At 61.3% G+C, this 12766-nt stretch carries 13 protein-coding genes; 10 read left to right on the forward strand and 3 right to left on the reverse strand.

Going from position 1 to position 12766, the window contains the following annotated elements; genetic code table 11:
• Positions 1 to 2: 2 nt before the first annotated feature.
• From CCANI_RS02410 to CCANI_RS02435, 6 genes are all read left to right on the forward strand, one after another.
• The gene (locus CCANI_RS02410; RefSeq protein WP_146324671.1) at positions 3 to 839 is read left to right on the forward strand and encodes a CPBP family intramembrane glutamic endopeptidase; all 837 of its coding nucleotides are present in this window, start codon (positions 3 to 5) and stop codon (positions 837 to 839) included.
• Between the two features lie 93 nt (positions 840 to 932).
• Complete coding sequence (locus CCANI_RS02415) at positions 933 to 2075, forward strand: metal ABC transporter substrate-binding protein (RefSeq protein WP_146324695.1); 1143 nt, start codon at positions 933 to 935, stop codon at positions 2073 to 2075.
• On the forward strand, positions 2072 to 2755 hold the full coding sequence (locus CCANI_RS02420; protein WP_146324672.1) for a metal ABC transporter ATP-binding protein: 684 nt from the start codon (positions 2072 to 2074) through the stop codon (positions 2753 to 2755). The genes CCANI_RS02415 and CCANI_RS02420 overlap by 4 nt, the downstream gene beginning before the upstream one ends.
• 25 nt (positions 2756 to 2780) lie before the next feature.
• Positions 2781 to 3599 carry a metal ABC transporter permease gene (locus CCANI_RS02425; RefSeq protein ID WP_425457347.1) on the forward strand — a complete coding sequence of 273 codons (819 nt, stop codon included), beginning with the start codon at positions 2781 to 2783 and terminating at the stop codon, positions 3597 to 3599.
• 5 nt (positions 3600 to 3604) lie between these two features.
• Positions 3605 to 4441, forward strand: a complete 837-nt coding sequence (locus CCANI_RS02430) for a metal ABC transporter permease (protein WP_146324696.1) — start codon at positions 3605 to 3607, stop codon at positions 4439 to 4441.
• Entirely contained in the window at positions 4438 to 5127 is a 690-nt protein-coding gene (locus CCANI_RS02435; RefSeq protein WP_146324674.1) for a metal-dependent transcriptional regulator, read from the forward strand. The genes CCANI_RS02430 and CCANI_RS02435 overlap by 4 nt, the downstream gene beginning before the upstream one ends.
• On the opposite strand, the gene CCANI_RS02440 is transcribed toward CCANI_RS02435, so the two are convergent.
• Positions 5104 to 5592, reverse strand: coding sequence for a tRNA (cytidine(34)-2'-O)-methyltransferase (locus CCANI_RS02440; protein WP_146324675.1), 489 nt, complete (start codon positions 5590 to 5592; stop codon positions 5104 to 5106). The two genes, CCANI_RS02435 and CCANI_RS02440, sit on opposite strands and share 24 nt — an antisense overlap.
• 54 nt (positions 5593 to 5646) lie before the next feature.
• On the opposite strand from CCANI_RS02440, the gene CCANI_RS02445 reads away from it, so the two are divergent.
• The 4 genes from CCANI_RS02445 (at position 5647) to CCANI_RS02460 (ending at position 10835) form a co-directional block, all read left to right on the forward strand.
• Positions 5647 to 7245, forward strand: coding sequence for a cation:proton antiporter domain-containing protein (locus CCANI_RS02445; RefSeq protein ID WP_146324676.1), 1599 nt, complete (start codon positions 5647 to 5649; stop codon positions 7243 to 7245).
• Between the two features lie 162 nt (positions 7246 to 7407).
• Complete coding sequence (locus tag CCANI_RS02450; protein ID WP_146324677.1) at positions 7408 to 8391, forward strand: putative endonuclease domain-containing protein; 984 nt, start codon at positions 7408 to 7410, stop codon at positions 8389 to 8391.
• A gap of 1281 nt (positions 8392 to 9672) precedes the next feature.
• Positions 9673 to 10527 carry a bifunctional methylenetetrahydrofolate dehydrogenase/methenyltetrahydrofolate cyclohydrolase gene (locus tag CCANI_RS02455; RefSeq protein WP_146324678.1) on the forward strand — a complete coding sequence of 285 codons (855 nt, stop codon included), beginning with the start codon at positions 9673 to 9675 and terminating at the stop codon, positions 10525 to 10527.
• Positions 10524 to 10835: a DUF3017 domain-containing protein gene (locus CCANI_RS02460; protein ID WP_146324679.1), complete on the forward strand. Its 312-nt coding sequence runs from the start codon at positions 10524 to 10526 to the stop codon at positions 10833 to 10835. Before CCANI_RS02455 ends, CCANI_RS02460 begins: the two co-directional genes overlap by 4 nt.
• Here the strand turns inward: CCANI_RS02460 and metX are convergent.
• Both metX and CCANI_RS02470 read right to left on the reverse strand, forming a co-directional pair.
• Complete coding sequence (gene metX / locus CCANI_RS02465; RefSeq protein ID WP_146324680.1) at positions 10824 to 11906, reverse strand: homoserine O-acetyltransferase MetX; 1083 nt, start codon at positions 11904 to 11906, stop codon at positions 10824 to 10826. The genes CCANI_RS02460 and metX overlap by 12 nt on opposite strands.
• A 59-nt stretch (positions 11907 to 11965) precedes the next feature.
• A complete protein-coding gene (locus CCANI_RS02470; RefSeq protein ID WP_246118236.1) occupies positions 11966 to 12643 on the reverse strand; it encodes a hypothetical protein in 678 nt (225 codons plus the stop codon).
• Positions 12644 to 12766: the final 123 nt, after the last annotated feature.

Here is a 12766-nt window from a genome sequence, read left to right on the forward strand (position 1 = left end):
CTATGGAAAAACTTATGGAGGCAGGTCGGAGGCATCCCTTCGCAGCCTTTGTGGTGCTGGCATACGCCGGCTCCTGGCTCGGCTGGGCCCCGATGTGGGCTTCCCGCAACGGCCTAGGGATCCTGCCAATAGAACTCCCGTTCGCGGCGATCGCGGGCTTTAATCAGCTAGGGCTTTTCCTTGGTCCCTTCGCCGCAGCGTTCCTGGTCACCCGCCTTCTCCATGGCCGCGAGGGCGTTCGTAAACTGTGGCGAAAAATGTTCCAGTGGCGGGTGCATCCCTGCTGGTACTTCGCTGCTGTGGTGGCAATCCCGGTCAGCATCGTCGGCTCCTACCTATTGAGCGGCAGCCATCCCGCCGGCGCCACCTCCATCGGCGCGCTTGCCGTGTCCTTCGTCGTGTTTTTGCTCGGCGGTCCGGTGCAGGAGGAGCCCGGCTGGCGGGGCGTCGCGTTGCCGTTGTTGCAGGAGCGGTTTTCTACGTTCAACGCCGCGCTAATCCTTGGGTTCGTACATACGTTCTGGCACCTACCCATGTTTACCGTGCGTGAATGGGACACCGCCGGCGGCAACCCCAGCCAACTCGTCGCGTATCTGGTGCTGGTGCTCAGCCTTTCCGTTATCCTCGCATGGCTTTTCGACGCCGCGCCCGGCAGCCTGCTGCCCGTCATCCTCGCGCACAACGCTGTGAACTGGGCCTTGGTGGCGTTCATGGGGGAGGCCGCGGACAATTCTTGGCCTGCGGCGCTTGGGTTATTGGTTTTCGCGTTGTTGGTCGTGCTGACCGGCCGCCTGCGGGCGTCGCGTGCGCACCGCACCCCCAGAAGTTCAATGGCTTGAACTCTAAACTTTTCACGTTGCGGCAAACCGATTAGGGTGAGTGTGAACTCATTAGTTTGTTCCATTCCCAGATCGTTTGTGAGGTTCTACGTGATAAAGCGGAAAGCCCTGTTTATTGTGGCTCCACTGGCGGCCCTGTTGCTGGCATCGTGCTCCGGCGGCGCCCAAGAGGAAGCGGCGGCCCCCGTTGGTGATGCCAACCACTTAAAGGTCGTCGCATCGACCACACAGATTTGCGATTACACCAGCGAGATCATGTCCAACGGTGACTTCGGCACCATCGTCCACGATCCAACAGGTAAGGTGTCCAAATCCAACGAGGACAAGGACCAGCAAATCGAACTCACGTGCCTGCTTGCCCCGAATGCCTCGGCTCATGACCACGAAATGACCCGCGAGCAGATGAGCGCCCTTTCCGAGGCGGACCTGCTCTTGGTCAATGGCGTCGATCTCGAACACTTCCTCGATGATGCGATCGAATCCTCCGGTTTTAAAGGCACCCTCGTTGCCACCACCGGTGTGCTGTCCGCAGCGGACATCGATGACCTAGCCAAGCAGGAAAAGAAAGAGGAGTCCCTGTCGTACAAGGTGTACCGCGGCGAGGAGAAGGTAAAGGTTGCGGAATGGCCGTTCGCTCCGGCGCCCGGCGAGGAAGCGGAATTCCGCTTCGACCCGCACGTGTGGACCAGCCCCAAGAACGCCAAGATTCAGGTAGCCAATATCGGCGCCGCGCTTTCGAATGCAGCTCCGGATTTCAAGGACGCAATCGAAAAGGCGGTCAAGGCGTACGAGGAGAAGCTGGACGCCCTCGACATGTGGGCCGCGGATTCGCTGAATACCGTGCCCAAGGATCACCGTGTCCTGTTTACGTCCCATGACGCCTTTGGCTACCTGTCCAAGGAATATGAAATTGAGTTCATCGGCGCCGCCCTCTCGGACTTTAACGAGCAGCAGGACGCCACCGCCGAGCACATTCGCCACGCCGCCGATGAGGTAAAGAAGTCGGGTGCCGTCGCCCTGTTCGCGGAGAACTCCAACAACTCCAAGTCCATCGAAGCTATTGCCGAAGCCGCCGGCGTCAAGGCGATCATCAACGATGAGGCGCTATACGGAGATTCCCTCGGGCCGGCCGATTCCGCGGGCGGCACCTACATTGATTCCATCATTCACAACGTATCCACCCTGGTGAATGCGTGGGGCGGTAAACCGGCAGATATCCCAGCGGGCCTGCAATGATCAATCCCACACTAGAGTTCGATCAAGCGAGTTTCGCCTATAACGGCACGCCCGTGCTCACGGGTATCACCGGTACTGTCTTCCCCGGCGAGGCGCTCGCTTTGATCGGCCCTAATGGTGCTGGTAAAACCACGTTATTGCGTGGCATTCTTGGCGAGGTCAGGCTTGTCAGCGGGGTGATGCGGCGCGCCCCCGGCCGCATGGGCTACGTGCCGCAATCCGCGGATCTCGATCTCACGTTCCCAGTGACCGTGCGCCAGGTGGTGGGCATGGGTTTGATCGGCGTGCGCACCAACCAAAAGCGTGCGCGTATCGACGCCGCGCTCGCCCGCGTTGACCTCCTAGATAAAGCGCCGTTGCGCTTCGGCGGTTTGTCCGGTGGCCAACGCCAGCGGGTCCTCCTGGCTCGCGCACTGGTGTGTGAACCGAAGTTGATCCTGTTGGACGAACCTTTCAATGGCCTCGACGAGCCGAACCGCGTAGCCCTCTTGCAAACCATTCAGGAGGCAAAGGACGATGGCGTCGCGGTGGTCGCTTCCACGCATGACCTCCGCCTTGCCAAAGAGACGTGCGAAAAGGCCGCGCTGCTCGCCGGGAAGCAAATCGCCTTCGACCGGCTCGATGAAGCGCTCGACCAAAGCAATATGCAACTCGCGTACGGCGGGGGTTGGCGTGTTTGAGTCGTTCCGGCTGCTTGTCGAACAGGTGCCCTTTCTCACCCCAGTGTCCGATACGCCGTTCGTATTTCGGCCATTTATCCTCCTCGTCGTCCTAGGCTGCACCGCCGGCATCGTCGGTGTGATGGTGAACTTGCGGTGCCTAGAGTTCAATGCGGAGGCCATGGTCCACTCGGTGTTCCCCGGTGTCGTCGCCGGTGCGGTCTTCGGCGGCATGGACTGGATTATTCCCGGTGCCGCCGTGGCGGCGGTGTTTGTCACCATAGCGTTGGTCTGGGTTCGCCACGCTTCGGAGGCAGGCACCGCTGTGGTCCTTACCTCGTTTTTCGCAGCCGGCGTCGTCTTGTCCCTCAAGTTCGGCGATAGATCCGGCCAATTGGAAGCACTGATGTTCGGCAGGCTGCTGGAGGTCACGGAGGTGCGCCTGCGTGACGCCCTGATCGTGTGCGCCCTCGCCTTGATCCTGATGGTGCTCACCTGGCAGCGCCAAGTGTTTGTTGCGTTCGATCCCCACGGGGCCCGCGCCGCAGGCATTAATGTGCTGGCGATGGACATTTGCATCAACGTCGCTATCGCGGCCGTCGTAATTGCTGCGTCTTCGGCGATCGGCGTACTCCTCGTGATCGGATACCTCGTGGTCCCGGGCGCGGCGGCCCGCCTCCTGGCCACCAACATTCGCACAATGGTTCCCGTAGCCATGGGGGTCGGCGTGTTCGGCGGCTACCTCGGATTGGTGGCGCTGACCCTGCCCGGCCCGATTTCCCCGCAGGCCACCGTGGCGCTATCGCTGTGCGCCCTGTACGCCGTCGCATTGCTGGCGCGAGAACTCAAGGTGGTGTCCCGATGACCTCAATGTGGGAAATCATTCGATTGCCGCTGGTGGAGGCCGTGGTGATCGGCGCCCTATGCGGGCTTGTCGGCGCTTTCGCGGTGCTTCGCCAGCGCGTGTTTTTCGCGGAGTCGGTCACCCACGGCGCGTTCCCCGGCGCAGTGCTCGGCGTGGTCATCGCACAGGCGATCGGCTGGGACCTGTCCTTTTCGCTCTTTACCGGCGCGGCCCTGATGTGCCTCCCGCTTGCCGCCTTGATGTACGGCTTGGCGCGCCTTCCCGAGCAATCCTCGCAGGCCGCGGCTGGCCTCGTGATCACGGTGGGTTTCTCCTTGGGATATTTCCTTGCCAAATGGTTCGCCCCATTGCCGCTGAAGATTGAGGGGTTCCTTACCGGCTCCATCCTTACCGTCCGCGCGCCGGACGTGTGGGCTGCCGCCGCGGTGCTCGCCGCCACCGTGTTTATTGTGTGGCGGTATGGCGATCGTCTTGCGTTTTTGTGTTTTGATTCCCTTGGGTTCCGCGCTGCCGGGCATTCCTTCCTGCTTGCGGAATCCTTGATCCTCGGCATGATCGTGGCCACCGTCGTGGTGGTCATCCCAGCCGTTGGCACCATCGTTTCCATCGCCCTTGTGGCGGCCCCCGCCGCGGGTTTGAAGGGCCTAGTCCCGGACGTGCGAAAGTTTCTTATTTTGTCACCTGTCGCGGGTGTGCTGATGAGCGTGCTCGGCCTCGTTCTGGGCGTTTACCTGCATCTTTCGGCAGGTGGTATGATCGCTGTAGTTGCGGGGGTGTTTTACGGAATCTGTATCGGCGTCCAGTCGTTGGCTCGTCGTTTCAACTACACTGTAGGTTCATGAATGTAAGCGAGTTGCCGGAGAAGACTCAGGATTATCTCAAAGTTGTTTGGGACCTGTGTGAGCGCACGGGTCAGGCAGCGAGCTTGGGTGATATTGCGGACCAGATGGGGCAGAAGACCTCCACCACGTCCGAGGGCATTAAGCGGCTTACGGAGCGCGGTTTGCTCGATCACCCAAAGTATGGTGGCATTTCCCTCACTGATGAGGGCCGCTCGCTTGCCATGGTTATGGTCCGCCGCCACCGCCTGATCGAAACTTTTTTGCATTCCATGCTCGGCTATTCCTGGGACGAGGTGCACGTGGAGGCGGATAAGTTAGAGCACGCCGTTTCCGACACCTTTGTCGCGCGTATCGACGCCCTTTTGGGCCACCCTGCGCGCGACCCCCACGGTGACCCCATCCCTGACGTCGACGGGATTGTTGAAACCGTGGGCTTGCGCGATATCGGCCACGTTGCCATCGGCGAGTCCGTGGCGGTGGATCGCATCCATGATCGTGATCCCGAACTGTTGCGCTATCTCGCCGAGAACGGCATTCGTCCTGGGGTGGCAGTCACGGTGAGCGCCACGCCGTATCCGGGCATGCGCATGCTCACTGTGGATGGCAAGGATGTTCCGTTGGCGGAGACGAGCCTGTGGGCGATCAATGTCGTTGACGCTTCGTCACACTCCGCCGGGGAATCCTAATTGCCGCCACGCTTCGTAGCAGGCGACAGCCGCGGCGTTGGAGAGGTTCATGGATCGCCGCGCGGGCAGCATCGGGATTCGAACGTGTTGTGTGATGCGGGGATGCGCTAGAGCGGCGGCATCGAGTCCGGTGGGTTCGGTGCCAAATAGGAGAACGTCCCCGTCCTGCCATCGCACGTCCGTATGAAAGGCGGATGCGCCGGAAGTGAACGCAAAGACTCGGCTCGCGGGCAATGCGGCGAGGCACGCTTCAAGGTTTTTATGCACGGTCATGGTTGCTAGGTCGTGGTAATCCAGCCCGGCTCGGCGCAGGTTGCGTTCTTCCAGGTTGAATCCGAGCGGCCCGGCGAGGTGGAGGTGCGCCCCGGTGCCAGCACACATGCGGATCGCGTTGCCGGTATTGGGCGGGATGCAAGGCTGGTCGAACACGATATGGATGGGGCAGCCGCGCGGGGATTCACTCATGGTGACTATTTTCGCATCGAAAGCTTCGGTGCGCCCAAAGTAAAATCTTGAAGTATGCCCCCAGAGTTACTCGTCGCCTCGATTTTCGCCATCATCGGTGGCCTTGGGGCGTATGCATTGCGCCTGCCACCGTTGGTAGGCTTTCTTGCTGCGGGTTTCGCCCTGAACGCGGTGGGGGTGACCAGGCTCGCTGGTATTGCGGCGGTGTCGGATATCGGGGTCACGGTGTTGTTGTTTACCATCGGTCTGCACCTTGACCCCAAGGCCATCGCCCAGATCCGAATCGTGGGCACCACCGTCGGCCATACTCTGTTGAATACTGGATCGTTTGCTATCGTCCTCGCGCTTTGCGGCATGTTTCAGATCTTGCCCAATACCGGTTTCGCTTCCTTCCTGCTGTTGGGGTTGGCGTGTTCGTTTTCCTCCACGGTGTTTGTGATGGCCGTATTGGATGAAACGGGCCGCACCCGATCCACAGTTGGCGCGATTGCCATCGGTGTGTTGGTGCTGCAGGACGTTATCGCGGTGGCGTTCTTGGTCGGGGCGTCGGGACGCATGCCGGAACTTTGGGCCGTGGTGTTCGTGTTGCTGCCGTTGCTGCGTCCTTTGGTGCGCCGCCTGCCGGACCATATTTATCGCACCGACTTGCTGGTTCTCGCGGGCGTGACGTTGGCCGTCGCTGCGTACGCGTTGTTTGAGCTGGCCGGGCTGAGCGGTTCGTTGGGTTCCTTGATCGCCGGCTTGATCGTTTCCGCGCACCCGATCGCTGGCCGCATGTTTACCGCCTTGACCAGCGTGCGGGAGCTGCTGCTCGTGGGGTTCTTTATCGAAATCGGCCTGGGCGGCATCCCCAATTTCCAGGGTTTTATCGCCGCCGGCGTGCTGCTATTGCTAGTGCCATTGAAGACGGTGCTGTTTATCGGCCTGCTGTATTTCTCGGGCATGTCGCACCGCACCTCCACGCTGGCCGCCGGGGTGTTGAGCAATTATTCGGAGTTTGGCCTGATCGTGGTGGCGATCGCGGTGCAGGGCATGCTGTTGCCGTCGTCGTGGGTGCAGATTATGGCGGTGGCCGTGGCGGGTAGTTTTGTCCTGTGTTCGTTGGCTAAATTGCGCGTGGGCTGGATTATGAAGGTGGTGGTTCCGTGGGTTCCGGAGCTTCCGCCCGAGCGCCTAGCCCGCGGCGAACGTCCGATCGACGTCGAGGGTATCGACGCCCTCGTGCTCGGCATGGGGCGCGTAGGCCTCGGCGCGTACCGGCGGCTGGCGGACACCCATAATCTCAACGTCGCCGGCGTGGAATTCGATCGGGATCGCGTGGAATACTTGCGCGACCGAGGGATTCGCGTTTTCCAAGGGGATGCGACCGATCCGGAATTGTGGATACGGGTGCATGCGGAAGGCCGTCACCCCAAGCTTGTGGTGCTGGCCATGCCGGAACACAGCGCGAACGTAGATGCGTTAAAGATGCTGGAGACCGTGAATGAAAACCTGGTCACCGCCGGCCTGGCCAAATACAGCCGGACCACCGCCGAGCTCACCGCGCTTGGGGTGGACGCTACACTGAATCTTTACGATGGTGCCGGCACGGAACTGGCCGATGTGGCCTTTCATGCGTACTCCGCGCGTTCGGTTTCCTGCGAGGATGGCTGACCGGCGGCGGTCGGCATTGTACCTTTTTGGCTTGCTGGGCGCCACCTTGATGCCGCTGGAACGCTACGTGCCTGTGGATTGTTTGGGGTTATCCACAGGTTGGTGGGGTGTGTTTGGGAAAACCCTGGGTTTTTGTGCGGTCTTGGGGTTATCACTGGTGCTATGGGTTTGTTTCAGCGTCGCACCAAATTGCTTGATACCTCTTTCGTTAATGTGACTCGCCGGCTTGCGATGCCGCGTGGGTATTGTCGTGCTTCCCGTGAGGTGGAGTGGGGTTCGCGGTATCACCCGCAGCGCCTCGGGTTTGCCGCCCCGATCATGCTGCGGGCCCGGGCGCATTTCACCCAAACCCCGAATGTCATTATCGGCGGCTGGGCCGCCGCAGCCTACGCCGGCCTGCAGTACTGGGTGGATGACGCCCACATCACCCTACATGTGGCCAGTAACTTCCAACGCAGCCACAGCGTGTTCGACGCCACCCGCCGCAGGCTACGGCCAGGCACCAGGGTATGGACCCCGGATCAAGAACTACCCGGCATGCAGGTCGTCGCCCCCGAATACGCCCTGGTGGATTGCCTGATTGATCTGCAGCGCGACCGCCACTCCTGGTGGGTCTACCAAGTACCCAACCTCGCTAACTGGGAGGTCCGCGCCATCCAGCTCATCGACGCGCTGCGCGCATGCACCACCCTAAACTTTCAGCTGGTGCGCGACATCGCCCGCAATATCTTCAGCGCCCGCCAACTGAAAAAACTGCTGAACCTGTCCCGCACCGGTGCCCAGTCGCCCCCGGAAACCGTGTTGCGGTTGATTGCCGAGCAGCTGCGCCAACACCTAGAGGTGCAAATCCCGATCTATAACTCCGGTGCGCTGGTCGATGATGGCTCACCGCTGCTGACTGTGCTTGATTCCGGCTGGCCCGATATTCGTGTTGGTTTGTTCTACGACGGTGCCCACCACCTTCAACGCAGCCAACGTGACTACGATGCCAAGGTGTTAATCCGGCTGCGGGAACTCGGCTGGGAACCACTACGTATCACCCACGGACTGCTGCAAAAACCCCGCGAACTGATCACCACCCTACGCCGCGCCATCCACCGCGCCGAAACCAACACACAACCACCAACACCAAACGGCGAATCCTGACGCCGAACCTTAACGGCCGAATCCAAACGACTGAATCCTGACGCCGAACCTTAACGGCCGAATCCGACGGGCCGAATCCTCATGGCGAATCCTAGCGCCGAACTTTAACGCCGAATCCTCGCTGCACCACCCCAGCACTGCGGCTTGCTCGCCGACCTGCCCTATTGCTGCGCGCCCACCGCACCCCGTTACTTCCGTCTGCCCGCAGCACCCCGCAGCTGTCCGTAGTTGAAGCTCCCCCTTTCCCTGGCCACGTACAGTCTGCCTGGCTGCGGTCCGGCGATGTCACATTTGCCTGGCTGCGCGGGATCTGCCTGGTTTTTGGGCCGAGTTTTCCTGGGGCAATGCGGCCGCGACGAATCTGCCTCAGGCACATTTGTCGCGGATGGAAATGCAGGCAGATCGTCACCACCACGCCAGGTGATGCGGCGGGTTGGGGGCCGGAATTTTCCGCGCTCATAGCTGACGATTTTCCATGCTCAGGCAGATTCGACACGCGGGTCGTCGCGTGGTGGTGTTTCCGCAGGAACGCAAAACGGCCGTGTTATATCTGCCTCAGGCAGATCTGACGCGGCAAGAAACCAGGCAGATCCTCAGTACCAAATGCCACCCCATGCCGCAGGGGCAGCTCACTCGTGCCTGCGATAGGTCACGGCCGCCTCGAACATGTTGGAACGACATCGATTGTGCACCACCGATGCCCGCACTTAACAGCGACGTCACATCTGCCTGGCTGCGGTCCGGTCGCGTCACATCTGCCTGGCCGCGCGGGATCTGCCTGATTTTTGGGCCGAGTTTTCCTGGGGAAATGCGGCGGCGACGAATCTGCCTCAGGCAGATCTGTCGCGGGTGGAAAACCAGGCAGATCCTCCACACCACACCGGGTGAAGTGGCGAGTTGGGGGCCAGAATCGGCCCACAAACCCCGGTCAGGCAGATTCAACACAGCGGTCGTCGCGCAAAAGTGTTTCCGCAGGAACGCGAAACTGCCGTGCTATATCTGCCTCAGGCACATCTGCCACGGCAGGCAACGCAGGCAGATTTCGCGGGCTGGGACATGAGGGAGGGCACGCGACGGGCTATGCGGGATCGTATGCGACGCGCTCTTCCTTAGCGGTGAAGCCGAGGCATTCTTAGGCGACTACGGCGGGCGCGTTGTCGGCTTCGACGCACAGGATTGTTTTCTCGCATCCGGTGTGGAAAAGGCGAGAGGGGCCCAGGCGGCGGCTGGATGTTGCGGCGTGGTGGAACCGCGCCCGCACCGAATGGAATAATGGCGGGTGTGAGTGCAATAAAACTGGATGGAAATCTGTACCGCGATGAAATGTTCGAAGATCTTTCCGCGCGGGTCGCGGCGTTGGCGGAGCGTGGCATCGTGCCGGGCTTGGCCACGGTGCTGGTAGGGGACGACCCCGCAAGCCATTCGTACGTTCGAATGAAGCATCGGGATTGCGAGCAGATCGGGGTGCGTTCGATCCGCAAGGACCTTCCCGCGGACATCACCCAAAAGGAGCTGCACCGGGTGATCGACGAGCTCAACGCGGATCCGGAGTGCACCGGCTATATCGTGCAGCTCCCACTGCCGAAGCATCTCGACGAAAACAAGGTGCTCGAACACATTGACCCCGCCAAGGATGCGGACGGTCTGCACCCGGTCAACCTCGGCAAACTGGTGCTCAATGAGCCCGCCCCGCTGCCCTGCACCCCGAACGGCGCGATCCATTTGCTCAAACGTTTCAATATTGAGCTCAATGGCGCGAAGGTTGTGGTGGTGGGCCGCGGCGTGACAGTTGGCCGCCCGATCGGTTTGATGCTTACCCGTCGCAGCGAGAATTCCACGGTGACGTTGTGTCATACCGGCACGAAGGATTTGGCGGCGGAGACTCGGCAGGCAGACGTGATTATTGCCGCTGCCGGTCAGCCGCATGTTATTACGCCGGATATGGTCAAGCCGGGCGCGGCGGTATTGGACGTTGGGGTGTCCCGCAAGGATGGCGTGTTGGTCGGCGATGTGCACCCGGATGTTTGGGAGGTCGCCGGTGCCGTGTCGCCGAATCCGGGCGGGGTGGGCCCGTTGACCCGCGCGTTCCTGGTGCGCAATGTTGTGGAGCGCGCGGAGAAGTTGGCCGGGTTGTGACGCTGAACCCGCACGATAAGGACTTGGAGCCGGCCCCTTTGCCGGTGCGTTTGCAGCGTATTGGCGTGGTCTTGTTCGTGTTGGGGCTGGTGGCCGCCGCCGGCTTTTTGGCCACTGAGCATTGGCGGCGGGCGACGTTTACGCTGGGTTGTTGCTTGTTGTGGCTTGCCGGTTTGCGCATGTCCTGCGATAGCGCTGTGTTGGGTGTGCTCGCCGTGCGTTCCCAGCGTTTCGACGCCGCGTTTTGCCTCACCGTCGGCGGTAGCATGATGTTCCTCGCTGGGACGGTGGATTCGCTAGGAAGCTAGGGAAATAAAGCGCCGGATGATGTGGTCCATTTGGCGCACCTCGGTAAGGAAGGCGTCGTGGCCCACGGGGGAGGCGATCCGCGCCATGCCCAGCAGATTCCCTAGGTTGCGGGATAGGTGTTCCTGCTGGTGGTAGGGGTACAGGATGTCCGTATCCACCCCGGCCACCATGGTGGGCACGGTTGAGGAGGCCAGCGCCTTGTTTAGCCCGCCGCGGCCCAAACCGATATCGTGTCGGTTCAGCGATTCCGTTAGGGTGACATAGGAGCCGGGGCAAAAGCGCTGTTCGAGGCGCTTTGCTTGGTGGTCTAGGTAGCTCACCACGGCGAATCGTTGGGAGGGGTCCCGGAACGCCCCGCGCGGGTTTTCCCCTGGTTGCGGGTCCGTGGCAAAGCGTTCGTCGATCTCCAATTCGCCCCGGTAGGTGAGGTGCGCGATGCGGCGGGCGGTGGCCATGCCCTCGAAGGGGACCCGGCCGGTGCCATGGAAATCGCCGTTCTGCCAGGCGGGATCGTTTTCGATGCTGGCGATCTGCGCCGCCTGAATGCCGATCTGCCAGGCGCTTGCGCGGGCCGACACCGCCAATACGAGGGCGGAGTGCACCATTTCCGGGTACATGAGTGTCCACTCCAGGCTGCGGGCGCCGCCCATGGAGCCACCGATAACGGCGAAGAAACGGTGGATGGACAGGGCGTCGAGAAGCAATTTTTCCACGGCAACCTGGTCGCGGATGGAAATGGCGGGGAAGCGGGAACCCCAAAAGCCGCCGTCCGGGTGCGGGGAGGAGGGGCCCGTGGTGCCGCGGCAGCCGCCGATAACGTTGCTGCACAAAACGCTGAAGCGGTTCGTATCCAGCGCCTTACCGGGGCCGATTACGCCGCACCACCAGTCGGCGGCGTTGGAATCCCCGGTGAGCGCGTGTTCGACAAGGATGATATTGCTGCCGTCTGCGCGCGGAGTACCCCATTGCTGGTAGGCGACGGTCACATCACGGATTACGGCGCCGGCTTCGGTGGTGAAGTCGCCGATGGGCTGAAACTGCACCTCACCGGAGGAAGCGTTGTGCGTCATAAGGCTGTACTTTCTGCAGGGGAGCGATAGTTTCCCCAATTCTAGACATACAGCTCTGTCTAGTCCATTGCTTTGGAATTATGCGACTGTACCGGCGCAAAGCGGTCCGGCAACGGTTGCAGCGGCGGCAGCGGGGGAACGGGCGGCAATGGCGGCATGGAATCAATCGGCGGCAACGGCGGCAGCGGTTCCTGCTGCGCGGCGTCCACGATCGGGATCGGTTGCGTCAGGTGCTGGTCTGGGAGCACCGGCGGCAGTTCGGAAAAATCGAATTCTTCTTGCTCTGGCTTCGGGCGCTCGGTCCAGACGGGTGATAGGCCTGGCATAAACCACACCACCAGCGCGACTAGGAATGCGGCGCCGCCCGCGCCCCACAGCGTGTACTTTTCCGGCACGAACCACAGCGCGCTGCCCACGATGGCGATGATAAACAGCCAGGTAAACGGGTAGGATATCGCCAGCGGGACCACCTGCGGCGCGTCTTCTGCCCAGTGTTCATCGGGGAACCGGGAGCGAGCCTCGTTGCGGATCCTGCGCGGGGTTTTCAGCATCGGCGCCACGGCCGCGATCAGGACGAGCACCAAACCCACAGCCATCACCAACAGGTCCCCCGCTGCAGCACCGAACGCAAGGACTATCGACGCCACGACAAGCGACAAGCGCTCCCCGTACGTCGGGGGTATCGGGCGTGATGGGTCGACGTCTGGATACAGAAGAGTTAGGTGTTGGTTTTCCATCTATAACTCGCGTTTCTTAAAAGGTCATACCTCAAATGGAGGGGGCTTTGACCTCGGGGGTTTTCGAAGAAGCATTCTTAGGTTAGGTTATTCTAGTTCGAAGATTAATTATAAGGCTAGGCT

Origin of the sequence: Corynebacterium canis (assembly GCF_030408595.1) — a bacterium.
Classification (GTDB): domain Bacteria; phylum Actinomycetota; class Actinomycetes; order Mycobacteriales; family Mycobacteriaceae; genus Corynebacterium; species Corynebacterium canis.

What these genes read in the sequence shown, in the direction of transcription:
- CCANI_RS02470 (WP_246118236.1), bottom strand. Translation starts at nt 12,643, where the DNA reads ATGGAAAACCAACACCTAACTCTTCTGTATCCAGACGTCGACCCATCA.
- metX (WP_146324680.1), bottom strand. Translation starts at nt 11,906, where the DNA reads ATGACGCACAACGCTTCCTCCGGTGAGGTGCAGTTTCAGCCCATCGGC.
- CCANI_RS02450 (WP_146324677.1), top strand. Translation starts at nt 7,408, where the DNA reads ATGGGTTTGTTTCAGCGTCGCACCAAATTGCTTGATACCTCTTTCGTT.
- CCANI_RS02410 (WP_146324671.1), top strand. Translation starts at nt 3, where the DNA reads ATGGAAAAACTTATGGAGGCAGGTCGGAGGCATCCCTTCGCAGCCTTT.
- CCANI_RS02440 (WP_146324675.1), bottom strand. Translation starts at nt 5,592, where the DNA reads ATGAGTGAATCCCCGCGCGGCTGCCCCATCCATATCGTGTTCGACCAG.
- CCANI_RS02445 (WP_146324676.1), top strand. Translation starts at nt 5,647, where the DNA reads ATGCCCCCAGAGTTACTCGTCGCCTCGATTTTCGCCATCATCGGTGGC.
- CCANI_RS02420 (WP_146324672.1), top strand. Translation starts at nt 2,072, where the DNA reads ATGATCAATCCCACACTAGAGTTCGATCAAGCGAGTTTCGCCTATAAC.
- CCANI_RS02435 (WP_146324674.1), top strand. Translation starts at nt 4,438, where the DNA reads ATGAATGTAAGCGAGTTGCCGGAGAAGACTCAGGATTATCTCAAAGTT.
- CCANI_RS02430 (WP_146324696.1), top strand. Translation starts at nt 3,605, where the DNA reads ATGTGGGAAATCATTCGATTGCCGCTGGTGGAGGCCGTGGTGATCGGC.